Consider the following 21,844-nt stretch of genomic DNA (forward strand, 5'->3'; position numbering starts at 1 on the left):
TTATTTATTTTTCCCTGCAACATAAGCTTCAAGCTCGCTGTCAGTCATTTCGAATACTGAGGTTGTCGGCAAGGCATCAAGAAACAGCCGGCCGTATCCAGCGGTTTTAATCCGTCTGTCCAATATCATAATCGTTCCTTTGTCTCCCGCAGTACGCAGCAAGCGTCCGACTCCTTGCCTGAAGGTCAGTACAGCCTCCGGTAATGACACTGTTTGAAATGGATTTTTTCCTTTTTTGCGGGCAAGCTCACATTTTGCAGCATGAAGCGGGTGATCTGGGGATCGGAATGGGAGCCTCACGATCATTACTGTTGTCAGCTCATCACCAGGGAAATCAACGCCTTCCCAAAAATGATTTGTTCCAAGCAGGATCGCCTGATTGGATGTTTTAAAAGTTTTCATAAGTTTGCCGGGACTTCCGCCTGTAATCCCTTGTGCCAAGAGCTGAATGCCGGAAGCACTCATGATATGCTTAAGCTCCTGGTGGACCTTTTTCAGCATCTCATGGGATGTAAACAGCACAAGGATTTTGGGCTGTTTTTCCTTTGCCATCAGTTCGATATAACGAGCCGTATCCTGAATAAATTCAGTTTGTCCTGTATCCTGAATTGACTTCATTTCCTTTGGAATCATCACCTGCATGCGCTCATCATAAGAAAAGGGCGACTCAATTCTCATTGTCCTCGGGAAAAAGTCACTCAGTCCCAGTCGTTCAATCATAAATTGAAAAGAGCCTTCGACTGTAAGGGTTGCTGATGTCAGCACCACACTATTTTTGCGCGCGAAAAACTGATCAGCCAGTAGTTCCCCCGGTTCAAGGGGCTGTGCGTAAATGGCCACTGCATTTTTTGCACCTTTAGCATCAATTTCAATCCAAACCGCTTCATCGTCATCGCACCCAAAGAACAGCTTCTGCAACGTCTGACAATAATACTGCAAACCTTTCATGCTTTTTTGGTATTCATCGGCCAAAAAGACGTTTTTGCTCTTCATACCCTTCAGATGTTTTTCTATCAGGGACGACTGTGCCTCAAAAAGCTGCTGCAGGTGTGTCAGCATGGAACAAAGCCTCTCCGCACCATCCGTTAAGATCGACCAGCTTTTATCCTGGCTTTCTTTGTTCACCTTAAAAACTAGACGGTTTAAGTCCTCTTTAGGTTTTCTTCGTTTGACAAAAGAATGAACAGAGCTGAAGAAAGCATCACTTTCTGCTTGAATGTGCTGAAGCCACTCTTCCAATTCGAAAAATGAATCAACCGGCAGGCTGTTTCGCTGGAATAGCTGTCTCATTTTTTTTAGAAGTCCCTGCTCCTTCAGAGTGCCGATTCTGCTCAATTTCGTATGCAATTCTATGTACGTGGCTCTTTTTCCTAAATGTTCACTTGCCGCTCGTTCAAAGTGATGTGCTTCATCAATAATAAATGTGCCGCTTTCGGGGAGCCTTTTTTTCTGGCTGCCTTCATCGGTCAGCAAAAGGGAATGATTGGTGATCACCAAATCGGAACGCATAGCGATCTGTTTGGCCCGCTCGTAAAAGCCGGTCACATGCTCATTGCGGCTTCTTTTATAGGAGTCATCGTCATAAGCCAATCTGTCCCACAGCAACTTTCCGCCTGAAGGCAAATTCAGTTCCGCTACATCCCCTGTATTTGTCTCTGTCAGCCAAACGAGAAGCTGTGCCTTTGTCAGTACCGCATCATAATTATCATCTTCTTCATGAAGCACCTGCTCGAATTTATACAGGCATAAATAATGCGATTGCCCTTTTAAAATCGCCGCTGTTACCGGAAATGGAAACAGTTCTTGGACAATCGGCAAATCCTTTGTTAGAATCTGCTGCTGTAAAAGCGTCGAATACGTGCTGATAATGACTGGCTTTTTTGATTTCTTGGCAAAAAGCGCAGCCGGAATAAGATAGCCAATCGTTTTTCCGATTCCCGGAGGAGCTTCAATCAGCGCATGCTCACGATTGGCAAACGCTTCAGCCACCTCTTTCATCATCATCATTTGGCCGTCTCTTTTTTCATACCCGGGCATTAACTCTGACAGCGCTTTTTCATTTTCCGCTTCCCATCGTTCGATCTCAAATGAAAAGTTCCCGTCCTCATTCATACGAACATCGATCGATTCAGGTTCTCTGACAGAAAAGGAAGAAAAGCGTGTATAGCCCGGTATCTCGGTTTGTCTGTTTTCATTAATGAACATATCCAACAAATGCGTCAGATCACTGATGAAATGCTGCGAAAGCCTTCTTAACTGCTTTAATGTCGGATAAGGAAGCTGCCGCAGCTTTTCAAGGATTTCCAAAAAAATAAGCCCTGTCACTTCAGCATCGCTGTCAGCCCGGTGCGGCTGATCATGCCGCAGCTGAAGCTCTTCGCTTAATTCCGTCAGCTTATACCCTTCCAATCCCGGAAAAACAATCCGTGAAAGTTCGACAGTATCCAGCACTTCACAATCTGGGAGCTGAAACCCCGCCTTATGCAGCTCATACTTGACAAATCCAAGGTCAAAATGAATATTGTGAGCGACAAAATAAGCGCCCTCAAGCAATTGGAAGACTTCTTCAGCGACTGCTTCAAATGGCTGTTCATTCTCTACCATTTGACTAGAGATCCCAGTAAGCTGCTCAATAAAAGCAGGGATTGGTTTATTTGGATTAATGTATTTTGAAAACCGCTCAGTAATTTGTCCATTTTCAATTACAACCGCTGCGATTTGTATGATTTTATCGCCTTTCTTCGGCGAATTCCCTGTTGTCTCTACGTCTATTACAACGAACCGTTGCTTATTCATTAAAATGGACACCTCAATTCTTGCATACGACAAAAGTGTAACACGTTTTGTACGGAAATGGAGCGGCAAAACCGTTTTACTCTCAAAATCTTAAAAGAAAACCCCCGATAAAGGGGGCTTTTCTTCTACAAAATTGTACGGGCTGGTTCGTTCCCCAGCATTTGTTCAATTTTGTTTTGATCATTGAGAACAGCCACTTTTGGCTCGTGGCTTTCCGCTTCTTGATCAGACATCATTTTGTAGGAAATAATAATAACCTTATCTCCTTCCTGCACAAGGCGTGCGGCTGCACCGTTTAAGCATATGACGCCGCTTCCCCGTTTACCAGGAATAATATACGTTTCAAGACGTGCTCCATTATTATTATTCACAATTTGTACTTTTTCATTAGGAAGCATTCCCACCGCATCAATGAGATCTTCATCAATTGTAATGCTTCCCACATAGTTCAGGTTTGCTTCCGTAACAGTTGCCCTGTGAAGCTTGCCGCTCATCATTGTTCGATACATATTATATTCTCTCCATTTCTCGAATATCAATAATGATATTATCTATTAAACGCGCTTTTGAAAAAGCAACTGCAACAGCGAGAATCATTTTTCCGGCAATTTCATTTACAGGTTCGAGTTCCGGATAGGAATAAAGCCCTATATAATCTATCGCTCCGCTTGTCGTTTCAATGATTTCTTTTGCAGCTTTTATCACCGCTTCCGGGTCTCTTTCACCGGCTTGGATCAGCTCCGCACTGGTTTGCAGGGCCCGATACAGCTTAGGCGCTTCCTTTCTTTCCTCAGCTGTTAAGTATACATTGCGGGAGCTTTTGGCTAAGCCGTCTTCCTCTCTGACCGTATCGACTGCAACCAATTCAATATCCATGAAAAAGTCGCTGATTAAGCCATCAACAACAGCTACCTGCTGCGCATCCTTTAAACCGAAATAGGCACGGGTCGGCTGAACAAGATTGAACAGCTTCGTCAGTACGATCGCAACACCGTCAAAATGTCCCTCTCTTGAGCGCCCGCATAACACGTCTGTGCGTCTTTCTACATGAATCGTGACATTCCTTTCACCGGGATACATATCATGAGCATCAGGCGTAAAAAGAATATCGACTCCCGCGTTTTCCGCAAGAGCTGCATCCCGCTCAATATCGCGTGGATATGCTTCAAAATCTTCATTAGGGCCGAATTGTGCAGGATTGACAAAAATACTCATAATAACAGTGTCGTTTTCTTGTCTAGCTTTGTCTGCTAAGGTTAAATGCCCCTCATGCAGAAACCCCATCGTCGGAACAAATCCGATTGACCTGCCCTCTGATTGGTATTGTTTTATCGCTTCTTTCAGCTGTGAAATATCAGTAATCTGTCTCATCTTATTTTCCCCCGTACAAGCCGTCCAGAACTGTCTGGTTCATTTGAAAGGAATGCTTTTGTTCAGGGAAAGCACGATGTCGTACATCCTGAACATATCCGCTGATTGCTGTTTCGATGGTTTCGTCAATGCGCGTATATTGCTTTACGAATTTAGGTGTTCTCTCAACACCGTGGCCGATTATATCATGATAAACGAGAACTTGTCCGTCCGCTTTCACACCAGCCCCGATTCCGATGACCGGGATGTTTAGCGTCTCGGCAATTTTGGCTGTGAGTTCCGCCGGTACACATTCCAGCACAAGCATCATAGCTCCTGCCTCTTCGCATTTTATACTGTCTTCTATTAATTTTTTGGCGCTTTGTTCATCTTTGCCCTGTACTTTATATCCACCCAATACGCCGACTGACTGCGGAGTTAAACCTAAGTGACTGACTACTGGAATGCCTCCAAGCGTCAATGCGCGAATGGATTCAAATACGCCTTCTCCGCCTTCAAGCTTTAGTGCGTCTGCTCCGCTTTCCTGAACGATAGCCGCTGCATTTTTCAGCGTATCTTCCTTGGAAAGATGATAAGACATAAAAGGCATATCTGTCACAATAAAGGTATTCGGCGCTCCCCTTTTAACGGCTTTTGTATGATGAATCATGTCCGCTACTGTCACACCGACAGTTGAATCAAGGCCGAGAACGACCATTCCGAGTGAATCACCAACTAAAATCATGTCAACTCCCGCTTGTTCAGCAAGCTTAGCTGCCGGATAATCATAAGCGGTCAGCATGACGATCGGTTCTTCAGACTCCTTCATTTTTAGAAAATCCAGTTTTGTTTTCATGTTTTCTCCTCCTCATGTTTAGAGGAGATGAGCTGCCGTTTTCTTCTGCAAGCCAAAAAACCTTCCGTTACAACGAGAAGGATCCTTCACTTTCTAAAGTTCGGCGAGTTTCATCCCTCTGTCCCAGTCCTTTTTTGGATCAAGGCAGACTGCTGCAATGTCTATCTATTTTAATAATAGGTGCAGTTCGCAGGCGATACTGCCCAATGGAAGTATACCAAAATCAACGGGCTTGTACCAACACATTAGCCCAATTCAATATCGGCAGAATAGATTTTTTTCATGCCTTCATTCGTTTCTAAAAGCAGAACGCCTTCATCATCTATACCTAACGCCTTCCCGTAAAAGGTTCCGTTTAACGTTCTGGCTCTCATATTAGCGCCAATTCCGAGCGCATAGCTTTCCCACAAAAGCTTAATCGGCGTAAATCCGTGTGTCATATAATCCCGGTACCGTTTCTCAAAGCAAAGTAAAATTTGCTGGATGACGCCAGCCCGATCGACTTTTTCTCCAGCGGCTTGGCTGAGGCTTGTCGCGATGTCCTTCAATTCATCTGGAAAATCATCGGGCTGCTGGTTAACGTTAATGCCGATTCCAATGATCACTGAACGTACGCGGTCTTCTTCAGCCTGCATTTCTGTTAGGATGCCGACTGTTTTTTTTCCGTTAATTAAAATATCATTAGGCCATTTAATATCCGTTTGGATGCCTGCTGCCTCTTCTATTCCCTGCACAACAGCTACTGCAGCAAGCAGTGTGAGCTGGGGTGTTTTTTGGAGCGGGATATCTGGACGCAAAATCAGGCTCATCCAAATGCCGTTCCCTTCTTGAGAATGCCATACCCTAGACATTCGGCCCCTTCCGGCTGTTTGTTTGTCAGCCACCACGAGGGTGCCTTCCGGTGCATTATTATTCGCAAGCTCATGAGCCGATTTTTGCGTGCTTGAAAGAACGTCATGATAAATAAGATGCTGCCCCATCATGTCCGTTTTTAATCCAAAGCGAATTTCGCTTTCACTGAGTTTCCCGGGCTTTTTGATGAGCCGATATCCTTTTCTTCTTACGGCTTCTACTTCATAGCCCTCTTTTCGAAGCTCTTCTATATGCTTCCATACAGCAGTTCTAGAACAGCCGAGTGCATCACTGATTTTTTGGCCGGAAATAAATTCTTTGCCGGCCTGAGCAAATAATTCAATAAGGTCTTTTCTTAATGTTGACCGCATGTCTTCAGCCACTCCTCTATGTGTTTCTTTTGATTGGAGAGCTTTCCTGTCACAACAGCCTGCTCGATCCTCTGTAATTCTTCCGACACCCATTTTCCGGCCGGCCGGTTTCGAAGCGCAAGCAAATCCTTACCCGTGAGATCAAGATCCTTAAGGCTTTTGATCGGCAGGTTTTGATAAGCGTATTGAATGTCCTTCAGTTTTTTTTCATCCAGTGTTTTGTTTTGCCGCAGCTGCGATATTTTGGCCGCTGAGAGCAGTGATTTTTCCCCAGCTCTGTACATTGACATTGCGTCAAGGCTCTGGCCAAACGTATCGGCAATGTGAATGGCTTCCTTCATCACTTTTCCCGGGAGCTTCCAGGCTTTCAGGAAAAGAGGCGCGTCTTTCAAGACGATGTCGAGGTCAATTAAAAGAGCTGCCCAAAGCTCCTCACGTGATGTTAAAGAGAAGAACGGAAACTCACTCGCTGAAATCAAGTTTTCTCGTTTATGATACAAACCAGGCAGCTCTTCATACAGCCTCGTTTGAATAAGCGTTTGAAGCGCCTGGCGGGAAGCTCTTCCCTGCAGCAATTTCTCGAACTCTATTGTTTTTCGTTCGACTGAAACATGGGAGAGGAGAGATTTTTCTATCGAAATGGCTTTTTCTGTTTCCGGTGAAAGCGTAAAGCCAAGCTGGCTCATAAAGCGTACGGCTCTCAGCATACGAAGCGCATCTTCTTGAAATCTGTCCTCGGGCTTTCCAACGGTTCGAATCACTTTCTGATCAATATCTTTCCTGCCGCCAAAATAATCAAGCACCTTCCCGTCCGCTGTCATGGCCATCGCATTGATCGTCAAATCTCTGCGTTTTAAATCCTCTTCTAATGATGAGATAAATTGCACTTCTGACGGTCTTCTGTAATCCACGTAATCAGACTCAGTCCGGAATGTCGTGACTTCATAGGTTTCATCTTCCCAGAGCACAATGATGGTCCCGTGCTCTTTGCCTACATCAACAGTCCGCTGAAACAGCCGTTCTACTTGATCAGGTGCCGCATCTGTCGCGATATCGACATCTCCGATCGTTCGTTTCATATAACTGTCACGAACTGCGCCCCCGACAAAATAAGCCTGATGGCCCGCTTCGATTAAGGTGCGGAGCACGGGAAGTGCTTTGATAAAAACTTTTTCCATGTGATCACTCCGGTTCTGCTAAATCGGCATAAATCTGTTCATACTGGCTGACAATTTTCTTGGAGGAAAATTCATTTTCAAGCATCTCTATTGCCGCCTTTGTAAAACGACTGCTTAGCTGTTCATCTTCTAAAATGCTCATCGCGCGGGCTGTTGCGCCTGCAACATCACCGACATCCACCAAAAATCCGCTCACATTGTTTTTAATAACCTCCGGGATACCGCCAATGTTCGTTCCGATACAAGGCACCCCGCAAGCCATCGCTTCCAGAAGGACAAGGCCAAAACTTTCTTTTTCAGACAGCAGCAGCTTCAAATCGCTAATAGAATAAAGTTCTTCAACACGGTCTTGATTACCAAGCATTAAGACTTGGTCTTCCAAGCCATATTTTCTGATAAGCTCGCAGGCTGTCGATTTTTCCGGACCGTCTCCGACTAAAAGCAGCTTCGCTTTCGTTTTACCGGCGATATTACGGAACACACGAATGACATCCTGCACGCGTTTGACCTTTCTGAAGTTGGACACATGGATGACGACTTTTTCATCTGGTAAGATTCCATGTTTCTCTTTAATTGTTGCTGTGTTTTTCTTCAGATACACGCGCTCGTCTATAAAGTTATAAATCGTTTCGATTTTTTTCTCCGGTTTAATTAAATCATATGTTTCAGCTGCAAGCGCTGAAGAGACGGCAGTTACCCTGTCTGATGACTCGATGGCAAAACGGATCAGATCTTTTAGAGACGGGTCATAACCTAATACCGTGATATCCGTGCCGTGCAAAGTTGTGACGATGCCGATATTGCGTTTCAGCATCTGTTTTGCAAGATAGGCGCAAACAGCATGCGGGAGAGCATAGTGAGCATGGATAATGTCTAAATTCTCCCGCTCCGCCACCTCAGCGATTTTGCTTGCCAATGTCAAATCATACGGAGGATACTTGAAAACAGCATATTGATTAACCTCAACTTCATGAAAATGAATATTGGGATGATATGTATTCAGTCTAAACGGAATGCTTGATGTGATGAAATGGATTTCATGTCCCTTTTCAGCAAGCTGCTTCCCCAGTTCTGTCGCAATGATACCTGAGCCTCCGACGCTCGGATAGCATGTGATCCCTATTTTTAGTTTTTTCATTGTTCGCCCCCAAGAACATCATGATCTAGCATCAGCATCCGTTTGGAAAAGAAACCTTCGGCATACTCCACGCCCGCTTCTTTACCGTAAAGCTTTTCTCTCGCTTCGACGATCTCGATATAACCATTCGTCAGTGGAGTAGAAACTGAATCCTTTGACGGGATAAACTGGCTTTTATAGGCATTGAGGCTTTGTTTTTTTGCCTCTATTGTATCCGAGATATCAATGACAAAATCCGGCTGATGAAAACCATTTATCATATAATAGTAAACCTTGCTGACTTTATGCGCCGGAAGGCTTTTTTCGTCTTTATATTTATGGATTCCAGCGGAAAAGATCGCTTCTTCCACCAGTGCAGCCGCATTGCCGTGATCCGGATGGCGATCCTTTTTATACGGCATAAAAACCGCTTTTGGCCGGTTGGTTCTGATCACTGTAACAATCGACCGAATTGCCTGATCGCTCATCATTAGGCCGCGGTCCGGAAGCGTCAGCTGAATTCTTTTATCTGCGCCTAATATGCGTGCTGCTTCAGCTGCTTCTTCTCTACGCAAACTGATCGTACCGTTAGAAGAGAGTTCCGCTTCTGTCAAATCGCATATCATTACTTTTTTTCCCTGTTTGACAAACTTCGCTATTGTGCCGCCCATTCCGATCTCGACATCATCACTGTGGGCGCCGAAAGCAAGAACGTCAGCATTATACATTCGGCTCTTCTCCCCGAAGAAGGTCGCGGAATTCGAAAACACCTTCATCAAGTGTCCGGACAAGAATTTCCGCAGTACCCATATTTGTGGCGAGCGGAATGGAATACACATCACACAACCGGATTAATGCCGAGACATCCGGTTCATGCGGCTGCGCGGTCAGCGGGTCGCGCAAAAAAATGACAAGATCGAGTGCATTAGCCGCGATCAATGCTCCGATTTGCTGGTCTCCCCCTAGAGGACCGGATTGAAAACGTTCAATTTGAAGGCCTGTCGCCTCTTGAATTTTCAACCCTGTGGTTCCGGTCGCGTACAGATCATGATGCTTCAAAATATCCCGATAGGCAGTCGTAAATTGAACCATATCCTGTTTTTTCTTGTCATGCGCGATTAAAGCAATTTTCATCGTTTCTCCCCCCGTCTAATCAATGATATTTTCTAGTCCGTACACAAGCTGATCAATCTTCATGACTTGTTCGACTGACAGCTTAACACCTGACATGAAAGAAGCGCGATTATAAGAATCGTGTCGGATCTGAAGCGTTTGGCCATCCATGCCGAACATGACCTCTTGATGTGCGATCAGCCCCGGAAGACGGACGCTGTGCAAGCGAATACCGTTTTGCTCCGCTCCTCTAGCTCCTGGGAGAATTTCTTTTTCATCTGGATGTCCTTGCTGCTTTTCTTTACGGACTTCTGAAATCATTTCCGCTGTTTTAAGCGCAGTTCCGCTTGGTGCGTCAAGCTTCTGGTCATGATGAAGCTCAATAATCTCTACATCTTCAAAATAGTTGGCAGCCATTTTTGAAAATTTCATCATCAGCACCGCGCCAAGCGCAAAGTTTGGAGCAATGATGGCTCCGATCCCCTTTTCTTCTGTTAAGGACGTGAGCTCTTTTAAATCAGCTTCTGAGAAACCGGTTGTTCCGACAACTGGACGGACGCCGTGCTCTAATGCAATTTTTGTATGTACTTTTCCGATTTCGGGCGTTGTTAAATCAATCAAGACATCCGGTTGTGTTTCTGTAAAGCAGGCATGGATATCTGTGTAAATTAAAGCATCTGACTCAACAGGCATCACATCAGATAATTTTTGCTGATCGTATGTATGGTCTATAGCACCGACTAGGTCAAAATGAGGTGTTCGTTCTGCCAATTTAACAGCTTCCTGCCCCATTCTTCCACGCGGTCCTGCAATGACTACTTTAATTGTTTCGTTTGACATCTTGATCTCCTCTACTTTCCTTCTTCTTTTCTGGTCCAGCGATCTTTATCTCTTGTATTAAATTTATGCATGACTCGGTCGTGGGCTTCCTCTAAAGAGATATCAAGAGAGTTGGCTAAACAAACCAATACAAATAGCACATCGCCCATTTCCTCTTCCATGCTTTTATCGTCTTCAGTCGCTTTTTTTGGTTTTTCTCCGTAGCGGTGATTGACTTCTCTGGCAAGCTCGCCCAGTTCTTCAGTCAGCCTTGCCACCATGGCTAGCGGGCTGAAATATCCTTCTTTAAACTGGCCGATGTAACGGTCTACTTCAGCCTGTATGTCTTTCATTGTTTTATCACTCACTGAAACGAAACCTCCTATCATCCTCTTACATGTTAGCTAATTCAGATACGTTTGACAAATGTTTAAGCACGTTTGCTGTTTTCTTTTTCATCCACTATAATATAAACGCTATCTAATGGAAGGAAAAGGGGTTTTGTGTGATGCTTGGAGAAATTAGATTAAAAAACATATTTTTCATTTTAATCGGAGCGGCAATTTTTTCATTTGGCTTGGTTCATTTCAATATGCAGAACAATCTGGCTGAGGGCGGTTTTACAGGTATTACACTTTTGCTTTATGCTCTTTTCCACATCAGCCCCTCTATCTCGAACCTGGTGTTAAACATTCCGATTTTTTTTATTGGCTGGCGTTTGCTCGGCAGGACAATGTTTGTTTATACCTTTGTCGGCACTGTGGCCTTGTCTTTGTTCCTCAGCATCTTTCAGCGATATGAAATCCATATGCCCCTTCAGCACGACTTAGCGCTCGCCGCTTTATTTGCCGGCGTATTCATTGGAGCCGGACTGGGAATTATTTTCAAGTTCGGCGGTACGACAGGCGGTGTTGATATCATCGCACGTTTAGTGAATAAGTATTTTGGAATCCCGATGGGCAGAACGATGTTTGCTTTCGATGCCTGCGTCATCATTTTGTCTTTGCTTACTTATCTCTCCTATAAAGAAGCGATGTATACGCTGGTAGCTGTATTTGTAGCGGCAAGATTAATCGATTTTATTCAGGAAGGCGGCTACGCTGCTAAAGGCGCTACGATCATCTCTTCGAAAAACGACCTGATTCAGAAAAAGATCCTTGAAGAAATGGAACGGGGCGTCACTATTTTGAAAGGACAAGGTTCCTACACAAAAGAGGATATAGATGTACTTTATTGTGTGGTGCCGAAAAACGAATTGGTGATGCTGAAAAGCGTGATTAACTCCATTGACCCTCATGCCTTTGTAGCCGTAAGCGATGTCCACGATGTGCTCGGAGAAGGATTTACGCTTGATGAAAATAAAAATCCGCTTCCACGCTGACATGTAATAGAAAAAAGGCGGCTGACGCCGCCCCTCATCCTTATTTAGGGTAGTCCCGTTTTTTCAGCTTGTTTTTTTCCGCCTTGTACTTTCTGTAGCCGACATAGGTGAGGGCTGTAATGATGATACTGCCGGTTGTAATCATCACCCAGAGTAAAGACGGATCGGCATCATCCTCCTCCGCCCTGTCAAACAAATTTTTCAGGTCATGCTGAAGAAGGGAAAGCCGTTCAAGCTTCGTGCTCTCTGTCATTTGTTGAAATTCCCCTTGTTCAATAACATCTATATGTTTTCCGACTGTTTCAAGCTTTTCCTCTGATACATCGATTGTAAGACTTGGGTAAATCAAATCATATAAACTGATAAATTCATTCCATTTTTCATGGAAGCTAGTGCTTTCATTCTTTTGGACATCTCGCTTCAGCTCAGTAAAGGCTTCCATAATCGGTTTTTCCAGTGAACCCCAAAGCGGGTCAGACCGGTTGTCAACCGCATCCATCAGCATTCTGAACTGCGCGGCTGCTCTGAGTTTTTGCGTGTCTGATGTATCAGCCTGCTTTAAACTTCGAACCATATCATTATAGCCCAGTGTGATTTGACGGATTTGGGCTCCTGTTAGCATGGAATCTTGCTGTTTTTTCTCAGCGGATTTTAATGTTTTCTCAAAATAACCCAAGACTTGCAGCGCCTCTTCATATTTCGACTGACGGGTCATTTGAAAGACCGTATCGGATAAATCATTCAATTCCTCGAGGCTTCCCCGCTCTGCAGCCTTGGCATTTCCATTATAAAAAATAAGAGCAATCAACAAACAGATCGTCAGCTTTCGTTTCATGCAGGTCCCTCCCACTCTCTCTCCTTACAGAATATGAAGAAAGGGACAAGGATAGACCAACATTGTCTTTACATCAGCTTAAGCTTCGTTTGCTTTTTCGAGATCACAAGGAAGTAAGCAAGCCCGATTGAAAAGATGCTTAGCCAAAATGTTCCGTACCCTATTTCAGTCATATAATTAGAAAGCATAGAGTACTGCGGCATCATATCAAACAAGTAGTCAATGACATCGTTATGCAGTGTCCAGACTGCAGCAATTGCAAGATGCCAAAATGAAAAACGAAAATACGGACTGTATAATACGCCTTGCACTGCCATTGCAAAATGCGAAGCAATTAGCATGTAGCCCTCCCAAGGCAAGTCACCAGTTACTGCAAGCACAAGAAAATTCATAGCGACCGCCCATAGGCCATACTTTACGAGAGTAACTAGCGCAAGCGCTTCAAAGAGCGGAGCATTCCGTTTCATGATAAAGGCAAGCAGCACAAACAGAAAGAAAAACGTTGCTGTCGGACTATCTGGAACAAAAACCAGGAAACGGGCCGGTGTCTCTAGGAGCTGCGGCAAGTACCAATAGTAGCCGTAAACCGTTCCCAGAAAATTAATGGCTAAGACAAGAATAAGCATCGGCCGCTGTCCTAATACATATTGAAACCATTTCACATCAAATCAACTCTCAGTCTGTAAAAATAATGTGTCCATATAAAAAAGCTGACGCCGGGTCAGCTTTTGATAATAAAAGTATATCCTTCCATTTGACAATTCACAATACGTTATTTTGCGGTTGTTTCAGAAATAAATTTCGCAAGTTCTTCGAGCTGCTTATCATTTCCTTTGAACACACCCGCCGGCATTTTGCCTTTCCCTTCTACTGCGATCTTTTTGATTTCTTCCGGTTTCAGCCCGCTGTCAACCAATGAAGGTCCAGCCGCTCCTCCCTGAAGGTTATCCCCATGGCAAGAAATACAGCCTTGTTCCTTAAAAATCTTATATCCTTCTGTATTGGTGTCAATGTCGGCCTCTTTTGTGATTTTCCCCTGTTCCTCTGCCTTGGCCCAGTCATGAGTAGCCACTGACTGCCACGTCAAAAATACAGCTGCGGAAATGGCCAGAAGCATCATACCGACAGCGACCGGACGCTTCCACGGCCTTCTTTCTGCCCCTCTGTCTAAGAATGGAGCCAAAAGCAGGGCTCCAAAAGCGAGACCTGGCATAATCATGGCGCCGACCACTGTAAAGCTTCCGGCGGCGTATTCATACTTCAACAGCTGGTATAAGAAAAGAAAATACCAATCCGGCAGCGGAATATAACCAGTATCAGTCGGGTCAGCCATCCGCTCTAAAGGCGGCTGATGCACAATCGTCAAAACAAGAAAACCGATGAGAAAGACAGCTCCAACCATCCATTCCTTTAACAAGAAATTTGGCCAGAAAGCCTCTGTTTTACCGGGATACTCCGAATAATCCTTCGGTATATTCGGCTTTTTTTCAGCCGGTATCCTTGAGTCGCCTACAAATTTCATCCCTTTGCCCCGGTGCATGTCATTCCCTCCCTTTTATTCGCAGATCAAGAGTTTAAAGCGGTCCTGAAATCCCCTGCTTCCGGATCATAATAAAATGTGCTGCCATCAGCCCGAACAATGCGGCAGGAAGAAAGAATACATGGATCGCAAAAAATCTAGTCAGCGTTTGGGCGCCTACAATATCCGGATGCCCTGCAAGGAGCGTTTTAACTTGCGTCCCGATCAAAGGTGTGGCTTCGGCGATCTGCAGCCCGACTTTTGTTGCAAACAGTGCCTTCATATCCCAAGGAAGCAAGTAGCCTGTAAAACCAAGACCGAGCATGACAAAAAAGATCAGCACACCGACAATCCAGTTCAGCTCGCGCGGCTTTTTGTACGCACCTTGGAAAAAGACCCTCAGCGTATGTAAAAACATCATCACAATGACCAAGCTCGCACCCCAATGGTGCATCCCCCTGACAATCTGGCCGAAAGCCACTTCATTTTGCAAATAATATACCGATTCCCAGGCATTTTTGATATCAGGCACATAATACATCGTTAAAAACATTCCAGATAATACTTGGATAACGGTTACAAAAAACGTCAGTCCCCCAAAGCAATACACAAACGCAGAGAAATGATGGGCGGGATTCACATGTTCCGGTACTTCGTGATCGGCAATATCCCTCCACATCGGTGTAATATCAAGCCGCTCATCTACCCAGTCATAAATTTTGTTCAGCATGTCACCCTTCCCCCTTAGGCTTTGCTTTTCCAAGATACAGGAAGCCGTCTTTTACTTCTTGCTCGTAATGATCAAGAGGCGAAAGCGGCGGCGTGCCAGGGACATTGGTGCCGTCCTTTTCATAGAGTCCGTAATGGCATGGACAAAAGAATTTATTCGGGTTTTTAGGATCACTATTCCAGTTCACCGTACACCCTAAATGTTTACAAATTGGCGAAAGTGCTACAATTTCATCCCCGTTTTTGAAGACCCAGGCTGATCTTGACTCTTCGGACTCATACCAGGCATCGACTTGATTAATTTTGAAATCAAAGCGCTGCGGCTCTTTTGTCAACTCATCAACGCTGACAACCTGAACCATGTCCTGCTTCCCTGTCGATTTTAATACCGGGTCGAGTGCAAAGCGAACCATAGGCATGAGCATACTAGCCGCCATAAAACCTCCTACGCCTGTGAGCGTATAATTCAAAAATTGACGTCTGGATATATCATGTTTTCCGCCCATCTCTTCTCCCCCCTCTAGGTCACCCCTGCAAACTGACTAAAATAGAAAATATTGCAATAACTCTAGACACCCTCATAATATATGAATCTCTCAGCAAGGTCAATATAGCCAAAATATTGTTTATGAGGAAATGTAAGTGTTTTTATGAAGTGCTCCATAACTGTAACAAAACGTTCAAAATTTCAGCAGTGCGTTCATCCAATATTTTTCTTTTTAAAGAGTCATTTAAATGCTCTAATGGAACAGACGGTGTTACAATCATTTTGCCTAACGTATCCTCAGTTCTCCAATTTTCGTCAGATGTGAGCAGGACAACATGCGAAAATTCCGTTAGCAGCTCTTCCCGCAAATCCTTAAGCCCTTGAACGGTTATGTCATTTCTATCAACATATGTATAAGGAGGCAGTAAATATACCCGTCCCTTTAACTGCCTTTCCAATTCCTCTGAGAGAAGCTGTGTAAACTCGCCTTTCTCCGCCGCCATTTTAAAATGGTTATCCACCTTTATGTTAATTAATGGAATAACAGCGGTATCAATGTAATCCTTAGCTTGTAAATAGTCCTTGGCATCAGTGATTCTCCACCTCATTGTTCTCCCCCTTTACGGCAACAAGCCTTGCAATACGCTGCAAGGCTGGTCATATTATGTGAGCTGATTCAATTGGCGCGATAATTGTTCAAATGCTTCTTTATCATGACGATCTAACGCGTCGTCAATGTCTTTTAATAATTTTTCTCTTTGGAAGGTGGAAATGGCGTGCTCCAAAATCTGTTCCGCCAACCCCTGGTCTTTTTTATTCTCAAAAAGATCTTTCGGCATATGCGGATTGGACTCCAGCACCGCCGCATACTCAGGTGAGCTGTAGGCCGAACGGAAATTAAGCTGGATAAACAAATCCTGCTGTTTATTTAATCTAATATCATGAAAAGATTTTTCCGCGTCGGTAGTCATGACATTCTCTTTATAGAACCGAAACGGAACTTCTTCAACACAATGTGTTGACATTATAATGCCTCTCGGGCAAAATTCAGCCTGCTCCACAAAATGAACCTTTTCCATGAGAGAATCATGGCTCATTAAGTAGTTCAAGATCCAAACGCACTCTCGGCGCTTTAACTGATAATGGTTTAAAAACCAACGGATAAAATCCTTTTTCTCATTGACAGAAACAGGGGTCTGCATGTAATTCCCTCCTCTATCGTTCGTATAATCTATATACTTATATGTTCCACATGAACGGTTAATATTCCTGCTTATCTCGAAAATTCATCCTCGATTCGCAAAATCGTTTCTTCCAGCTCTTCATTGGCTCCGTCCATTTCAAGAACCTTTTTCAAAAGCGGCAGCGCTTCTTTTTGAAGGCCTTCTTCTAATAGGAAGCTTGCGTATTCATATAAGAAATCTCTATCCTCCCGGTAATGAAGATAGGCAGCCTCAAAGGATTGTTTTGCTTCCTCGTATTGCTCTAATTCAGTATATGCGCTTGCAAGATACCAATTGTATTTCGGATCTTCTTCACCGTAGCTGCGAACCTCTTGAATAAGATCAATGATCTGTTCATAATCCTCTTCTTTATGATACACGGCAAGAAGTGTATGAAGCGCTTCGACGAATCCCGGATCAAGCGCAAGCGCCTCCTGAAGCAGCTTTTTCCCCTCTTCTGACTTCCCGATTTTCAGGGCCATTTTGGCGGCATAAAGGAAAAGTTCTTTGTTATATTCATCATATCTGATACCCTCTTTTGCCGTTTTTAATGCCTCTTCATACATTCCTTCAGCTTCATAGCTTTTTGAGAGCGGCATATATAGTGAAGAATAAGATGGATCAAGCTCCTTTAAATCAGACAGCTGCTTAATAGCCGTTTTTACAAGCCCCGCCTGTAAGGCTGTAAACCCATAGCCGAAAATCGTATTAGGATCAGGACTCTCATCAACAGCTTTCTCGTACCATGGAATGGCATCCTCAAATTCACCTGAGGCACTTAACGATTCTGCCAGTCTTTGATGGACATTAACGCCTCCGATCTCATTCTTCTCCTCAGCCGTTGTTTTAAAATATTGAACCGCTTTTGCATAGGCTCCCTGAGTAAAGTAAAGTTCCCCCAGTGCAAAATCAATAACGGGTTCATTGGCCAGAATGAACTTTGCCTGTAAAAGCTTTTGTTCACTGACTTCGAATAATCCCTGCATCTGATAAAGATCCGCCATAAGCAGCAAACTTTCCGGATATGATGGATCTGTTTCCGGAATAGTCTCCAGCACAGCAAGAGCTTTTTCTTCTTCGTCAATATCTATTAAAAGTTCAGCGTAGAAATTCGTCAGTTCTGTTTCATTTGGGTATAAATCATGTAAATCACTAATCAGTGAAATGGCTTTTTCTACATCGCCCCACTCGTAATAAAGCTGGGCTGCAATCGCTTTATCTTCATCATGCAGCTGTTTTTCGGCTTTCGAGAGCGTATTGAGACCTTTTTCTGTTTCACCTGCTTCAACTAATTTTATGGCTTCTTGAATTAATGTATTCAAATCGGACCGGTCCTTTCTTTTCCTATACAACATCAACCATACAAAAAAGCTTTATTTGTTCGGGTTAATCTTATCATAATTCAGACGAATGCCCCCGGCAAATAAGATGCTTGCTGTACGGAAGGGAATTATTGAGTCTTATTAGTTTACCAAAAGATCTTGAGATAGAAAATGAAAAAAAGGAAGATCGCCCTCTGTACAGTAAAGCAGCTCTTTGACCTGCCGGCTTGTCAGTAAAGCGCATCCCCCCTTTTCGTTTTTCTTTCCTCTCTATAAGACAAGCTATGTTTTTTTGCCTCGAATTATGATTCTTCCAGTCAATCTGCAAAAAAAATCCTGAAGTAAAACTTCAGGATTTTTTGGAAAGCTTATTTAAATGTTCGAAGAAGGTTGGATAAGAAACGTGAATGGCATCCGTGTGCTCGATGTCAATCGGCTCCTCTGTTATACAGGAAGCAATACCAAGCATCATTCCGATTCGATGATCTCCGTGGCTGGACACTGCTGCGCCGCCTTTCAGCGTTTGTTTGCCATAAACCTTCATTCCATCTGCTGTCGGTTCAATTTCAGCACCTAGCTTGCGAAGTTCAGAAACAACAGTGTCAATGCGGTTTGTTTCTTTCACTTTAAGCTCTGCCGCGTCCTTAATAACGGTCGTTCCTTCCGCCTGAGTCGCAAGAAGCGCGATAATAGGGATTTCATCAATTAAACGCGGAATGATATCTCCTCCGATTTCAACTGCTTTGAGAGATGACGTTTCTATAATCAAATCTCCATAAGGCTCTGCACTGCTGTCAGCAGATGGTTTAATTTCAAGTTTTGCCCCCATGTTTTGAAGGACATCAATAATACCTGTCCGAGTCGGATTTAACCCAACGTTTTTCAATACAATTCTGCTGTTTGGAACCATTGCGCCAGCAGCAAGGAAAAACGCGGCTGAAGAAATGTCTCCAGGAACAAAAATATCAGCAGCTGTCAGTTTCTGGCCTCCATCAATGGAAACACTTGTTTGATCTTCAGAAAGCTTAACGCCAAAAGCAGAGAGCATCCGCTCAGTGTGGTCGCGGGATTTATGGGGCTCTGTGACAGTTGTTGTGCCCGCAGCCTGTAATCCGGCCAGCAAAACAGCAGATTTAATTTGCGCGCTTGCAACAGGTGATACATACTCAATGCCTTTTAATGAGGCGCCGCTCACTGACAGCGGTGTAAATTCTCCACCGGCTCTGCCGTCGATTTTAGCCCCCATTTTTTTCAAAGGCTCAGTAACACGCTTCATTGGACGCTTCGCAATGCTCTCATCTCCTGCTACCGCGCTGTAAAAAGGACGACCCGCCAATATTCCGAGCATCAGGCGAATTGTTGTCCCTGAATTTCCGACATCTAAAAGGCTTTCTGGCTCTTTCAGGGCATCGATTCCTTTTCCGTGAATCACGACATCGCTGCCGCTTTGCTCAATTTGAACACCCATTTTTCTAAAACAATCGATTGTGCTCAGACAATCTGCTCCCGGCAGAAAGTTTTTAACTGTTGTTGTGCCTGTCGCTAACGCGCCAAACATAACAGAGCGGTGAGAAATGGATTTATCACCGGGAATATGTATTTCTCCGTGTAAAGCCTGCACCTTTTCTAGTTTCATTTTTTTCCACCTCAATCAGCATAAAAAGTTTCATATTCCGCCCGGGCTTCAATGCATTGTTCTGCCCGTTTGCGGTCGTCATCAGACTGAAAACTGATCCTTAAAATCCCGTTAATATCCTCTCGTGTTTCAATAATGCGGATATTCGTGATGCTGATGCGCTCCGCAGCTAAGATCGCCGTTATCTCGGATATCACACCCGGATGATCGGGAACATCCACGTATAAATCATAAAATGCCGGTATCGCTCCCTTCTGCCGAAGCGGCAGCCCGTCGCGATAATCCTTAGCTGTTTTAAAATAACGAAATAGATTTTCTGCATCTTCTTGTTCTACATATGTACGGATCTTGTCAATTTCACGAATCCACTCATCAAAACGATCCAAAATTTTATCTTTATTATGTAGCAGAATATCCCGCCACATGGCCGGGCTGCTCGATGCAATCCTTGTAATATCTCTGAACCCGCCGGCAGCAAAACGCTTAACAAGCGGATAAAGGTCTTCGGAATGATGGGTTTGGTGAACAAGGCTTGCTGCAACAATATGCGGAAAATGACTAATAACACTCGTGACGCCATCATGTTCCTCTGGTGACATTTCCACAAAATGGGCATTTGTCCCCTTCAGCAGGTTTTTCAATCGTTCTACCGCTCGTCTATCCGTTTTCTGGCCTGGTGTTAAAATATAAAATGCATTTTCAAATAGGAATTCTTTCGCAGCGGCCACCCCTGATTTATGTGAACCCGCCATCGGATGCCCTCCGACAAATTGATAGCTGCTAGGCAGCACTTGATCAGCATAATCAACCACTTTTTGCTTTGTGCTTCCCACATCTGTAATCAAAAGCTCGTGTTCAATTCCTGAATGAGCCAGCTCTTCAAGCATAACCAGCGTTTGTTCGACTGGTGTCGCAATGATGACTGTAGACGACTCTTTCGCACCGCTAATAAACGAATCAGCACGATCGTCTATCACACCTAACTTTAATGCCGCAACCGCCTGTTCATCAGAGATATCGATTCCGATAATCCGTTTGCCGGGGTGATTTTTTTTGATCGCTAGCGCAATCGAACCGCCTATCAATCCGAGACCGGCGAGCAATATTGTATCTTTCATTCGATTCATACGTCATCACCTGGTTTATAGACTAAAGAGGTGACATTTGATCACCTCTTATAAAATTTCAGCTAAAATGGCAAGTATTTCTTCGTTTTGCTCTTTTGTTCCGATCGTAATCCGGAGTGATGTCGGGAAACCTAACGCATTTCCTGACCGGACGATATAGCCTTTTTCAAGCAGAGCCTGAAACAGTTCATCAGCAGGGCGTTTAAAGTCCATTAACACAAAATTTGTCTGTGAAGGGTAGCACTTTAAACCATGAGTCTTCGCAAAATCATAATACTGCTGAAGGCCTGCATTGTTTTGCTCGACACATGAAGCAATAAACGCTTGATCATCAAGTGCTGCGATCGCCGCAGCCTGGCCCAGACGGCTCGTATTAAACGGCTCTCTCGCCGGCTCAATCTGGCGAATCAGGTTCTCGTCAGCAATTCCGTATCCGACTCTGAGCGCTGCCAGACCATATGCTTTTGAAAATGTGCGCAAAATCATCAAATTGGAATACTTGCTTAAGAGCGGCACGGTTTCCGGGTAATCCTCGGCTGTTACATATTCATAATATGCTTCGTCAAGAACGACAAGGACACGTGAAGGAACGCACTCCAGAAATGCGAGTAATTCTCCTTCAGATGTATAAGTGCCAGTCGGATTATTCGGGCTGCATATCCAAACGACTTGTGTCTGTTCGTCGATCGCTTCTAACATGGCGTCTAGATCATGTGAGCCGTCAGGACGAAGTGCGATTTCACGTACTTCAGCACCTTCAATGACCGCATTATGTTTATATTGCGGAAAAGTGGGGGCAGCAGTAACCGTGTTTGTTTTATCGTTTAAAAATGCCCGGCAGATGATTTGAATGATTTCATCAGAACCGTTGCCGAAAATAAGTGATGTTTCGCTGACATTGAGGTGCTTACTGAGCCTTGTCCGCAAAGCGGCGCTATACCCGTCTGGGTAAAGGGCAAGCTGTTGAATCTCATGATGAAGCGCCTCTTTTGCAGCCTCCGAACAGCCGTACGGATTCTCGTTTGAAGCAAGCTTCACAACTTTATCCAAGCCATATTCTGATTTCACTGCTTCGATCGGCTTACCGGGCTGATAAGGCTTCAGCTGTTTTAAATGTTCTTTGATACGCAAAT

General features: G+C 44.2%; 23 protein-coding genes. 1 reads left to right on the forward strand and 22 read right to left on the reverse strand.

What is annotated here, in order from left to right:
- From dinG to C1T29_RS12835, 11 genes are all read right to left on the reverse strand, one after another.
- A complete protein-coding gene (gene dinG / locus C1T29_RS12785; protein ID WP_103749630.1) occupies positions 1 to 2,796 on the reverse strand; it encodes an ATP-dependent DNA helicase DinG in 2,796 nt (931 codons plus the stop codon).
- Between the two features lie 125 nt (positions 2,797 to 2,921).
- Entirely contained in the window at positions 2,922 to 3,305 is a 384-nt protein-coding gene (panD, locus tag C1T29_RS12790; protein ID WP_014664383.1) for an aspartate 1-decarboxylase, read from the reverse strand.
- A 1-nt stretch (position 3,306) separates the two neighbouring features.
- Complete coding sequence (panC, locus tag C1T29_RS12795) at positions 3,307 to 4,167, reverse strand: pantoate--beta-alanine ligase (RefSeq protein ID WP_103749629.1); 861 nt, start codon at positions 4,165 to 4,167, stop codon at positions 3,307 to 3,309.
- 1 nt (position 4,168) lies between these two features.
- Positions 4,169 to 5,002 (reverse strand): 3-methyl-2-oxobutanoate hydroxymethyltransferase, encoded by an 834-nt coding sequence (gene panB, locus C1T29_RS12800; protein ID WP_103749628.1) that lies wholly within the window; start codon positions 5,000 to 5,002, stop codon positions 4,169 to 4,171.
- A gap of 245 nt (positions 5,003 to 5,247) precedes the next feature.
- A complete protein-coding gene (locus C1T29_RS12805; protein ID WP_040082793.1) occupies positions 5,248 to 6,225 on the reverse strand; it encodes a bifunctional biotin--[acetyl-CoA-carboxylase] synthetase/biotin operon repressor in 978 nt (325 codons plus the stop codon).
- Positions 6,210 to 7,403, reverse strand: a complete 1,194-nt coding sequence (locus C1T29_RS12810) for a CCA tRNA nucleotidyltransferase (RefSeq protein WP_071580477.1) — start codon at positions 7,401 to 7,403, stop codon at positions 6,210 to 6,212. Before C1T29_RS12810 ends, C1T29_RS12805 begins: the two co-directional genes overlap by 16 nt.
- A gap of 4 nt (positions 7,404 to 7,407) precedes the next feature.
- Positions 7,408 to 8,541, reverse strand: coding sequence for an N-acetyl-alpha-D-glucosaminyl L-malate synthase BshA (gene bshA / locus C1T29_RS12815; RefSeq protein ID WP_103749627.1), 1,134 nt, complete (start codon positions 8,539 to 8,541; stop codon positions 7,408 to 7,410).
- On the reverse strand, positions 8,538 to 9,248 hold the full coding sequence (gene bshB1, locus C1T29_RS12820; RefSeq protein ID WP_095431524.1) for a bacillithiol biosynthesis deacetylase BshB1: 711 nt from the start codon (positions 9,246 to 9,248) through the stop codon (positions 8,538 to 8,540). The genes bshA and bshB1 overlap by 4 nt, the downstream gene beginning before the upstream one ends.
- Complete coding sequence (mgsA, locus tag C1T29_RS12825) at positions 9,241 to 9,654, reverse strand: methylglyoxal synthase (RefSeq protein WP_014664390.1); 414 nt, start codon at positions 9,652 to 9,654, stop codon at positions 9,241 to 9,243. Before mgsA ends, bshB1 begins: the two co-directional genes overlap by 8 nt.
- A 15-nt stretch (positions 9,655 to 9,669) precedes the next feature.
- Positions 9,670 to 10,473 (reverse strand): 4-hydroxy-tetrahydrodipicolinate reductase, encoded by an 804-nt coding sequence (dapB, locus tag C1T29_RS12830; RefSeq protein WP_014664391.1) that lies wholly within the window; start codon positions 10,471 to 10,473, stop codon positions 9,670 to 9,672.
- Positions 10,474 to 10,484: 11 nt separating this feature from the next.
- Complete coding sequence (locus C1T29_RS12835) at positions 10,485 to 10,820, reverse strand: nucleotide pyrophosphohydrolase (protein ID WP_014664392.1); 336 nt, start codon at positions 10,818 to 10,820, stop codon at positions 10,485 to 10,487.
- Between the two features lie 140 nt (positions 10,821 to 10,960).
- Here C1T29_RS12835 and C1T29_RS12840 point away from each other — a divergent pair, with 140 nt between their 5' ends.
- The gene (locus C1T29_RS12840; RefSeq protein WP_103749626.1) at positions 10,961 to 11,833 is read left to right on the forward strand and encodes a YitT family protein; all 873 of its coding nucleotides are present in this window, start codon (positions 10,961 to 10,963) and stop codon (positions 11,831 to 11,833) included.
- 40 nt (positions 11,834 to 11,873) lie between these two features.
- On the opposite strand, the gene ypjB is transcribed toward C1T29_RS12840, so the two are convergent.
- The 11 genes from ypjB to hisC form a co-directional block, all read right to left on the reverse strand.
- Positions 11,874 to 12,668 (reverse strand): sporulation protein YpjB, encoded by a 795-nt coding sequence (gene ypjB / locus C1T29_RS12845; RefSeq protein ID WP_071578019.1) that lies wholly within the window; start codon positions 12,666 to 12,668, stop codon positions 11,874 to 11,876.
- A gap of 68 nt (positions 12,669 to 12,736) precedes the next feature.
- A complete protein-coding gene (locus tag C1T29_RS12850; RefSeq protein WP_187360240.1) occupies positions 12,737 to 13,330 on the reverse strand; it encodes a lipoprotein heptaprenylglyceryl N-acetyltransferase LhaT in 594 nt (197 codons plus the stop codon).
- Positions 13,331 to 13,440: 110 nt separating this feature from the next.
- Positions 13,441 to 14,208 (reverse strand): menaquinol-cytochrome c reductase cytochrome b/c subunit, encoded by a 768-nt coding sequence (locus tag C1T29_RS12855; RefSeq protein ID WP_014664395.1) that lies wholly within the window; start codon positions 14,206 to 14,208, stop codon positions 13,441 to 13,443.
- A 34-nt stretch (positions 14,209 to 14,242) separates the two neighbouring features.
- Entirely contained in the window at positions 14,243 to 14,917 is a 675-nt protein-coding gene (gene qcrB, locus C1T29_RS12860) for a menaquinol-cytochrome c reductase cytochrome b subunit (protein ID WP_003225560.1), read from the reverse strand.
- A gap of 1 nt (position 14,918) precedes the next feature.
- Entirely contained in the window at positions 14,919 to 15,422 is a 504-nt protein-coding gene (locus tag C1T29_RS12865) for a Rieske (2Fe-2S) protein (RefSeq protein WP_004398062.1), read from the reverse strand.
- Between the two features lie 142 nt (positions 15,423 to 15,564).
- Complete coding sequence (locus C1T29_RS12870) at positions 15,565 to 16,011, reverse strand: YpiF family protein (protein ID WP_069839229.1); 447 nt, start codon at positions 16,009 to 16,011, stop codon at positions 15,565 to 15,567.
- Positions 16,012 to 16,065: 54 nt separating this feature from the next.
- The gene (locus C1T29_RS12875) at positions 16,066 to 16,605 is read right to left on the reverse strand and encodes a ReoY family proteolytic degradation factor (protein WP_014664397.1); all 540 of its coding nucleotides are present in this window, start codon (positions 16,603 to 16,605) and stop codon (positions 16,066 to 16,068) included.
- 71 nt (positions 16,606 to 16,676) lie between these two features.
- Positions 16,677 to 17,948: a tetratricopeptide repeat protein gene (locus C1T29_RS12880; protein ID WP_069839228.1), complete on the reverse strand. Its 1,272-nt coding sequence runs from the start codon at positions 17,946 to 17,948 to the stop codon at positions 16,677 to 16,679.
- 349 nt (positions 17,949 to 18,297) lie between these two features.
- On the reverse strand, positions 18,298 to 19,584 hold the full coding sequence (gene aroA, locus C1T29_RS12885) for a 3-phosphoshikimate 1-carboxyvinyltransferase (protein WP_103749625.1): 1,287 nt from the start codon (positions 19,582 to 19,584) through the stop codon (positions 18,298 to 18,300).
- An 11-nt stretch (positions 19,585 to 19,595) separates the two neighbouring features.
- On the reverse strand, positions 19,596 to 20,711 hold the full coding sequence (locus C1T29_RS12890) for a prephenate dehydrogenase (RefSeq protein WP_103749624.1): 1,116 nt from the start codon (positions 20,709 to 20,711) through the stop codon (positions 19,596 to 19,598).
- 48 nt (positions 20,712 to 20,759) lie between these two features.
- Positions 20,760 to 21,842 (reverse strand): histidinol-phosphate transaminase, encoded by a 1,083-nt coding sequence (gene hisC, locus C1T29_RS12895; RefSeq protein ID WP_103749623.1) that lies wholly within the window; start codon positions 21,840 to 21,842, stop codon positions 20,760 to 20,762.
- Positions 21,843 to 21,844: the final 2 nt, after the last annotated feature.

This window comes from Bacillus sp. MBGLi79 (assembly GCF_002953915.1).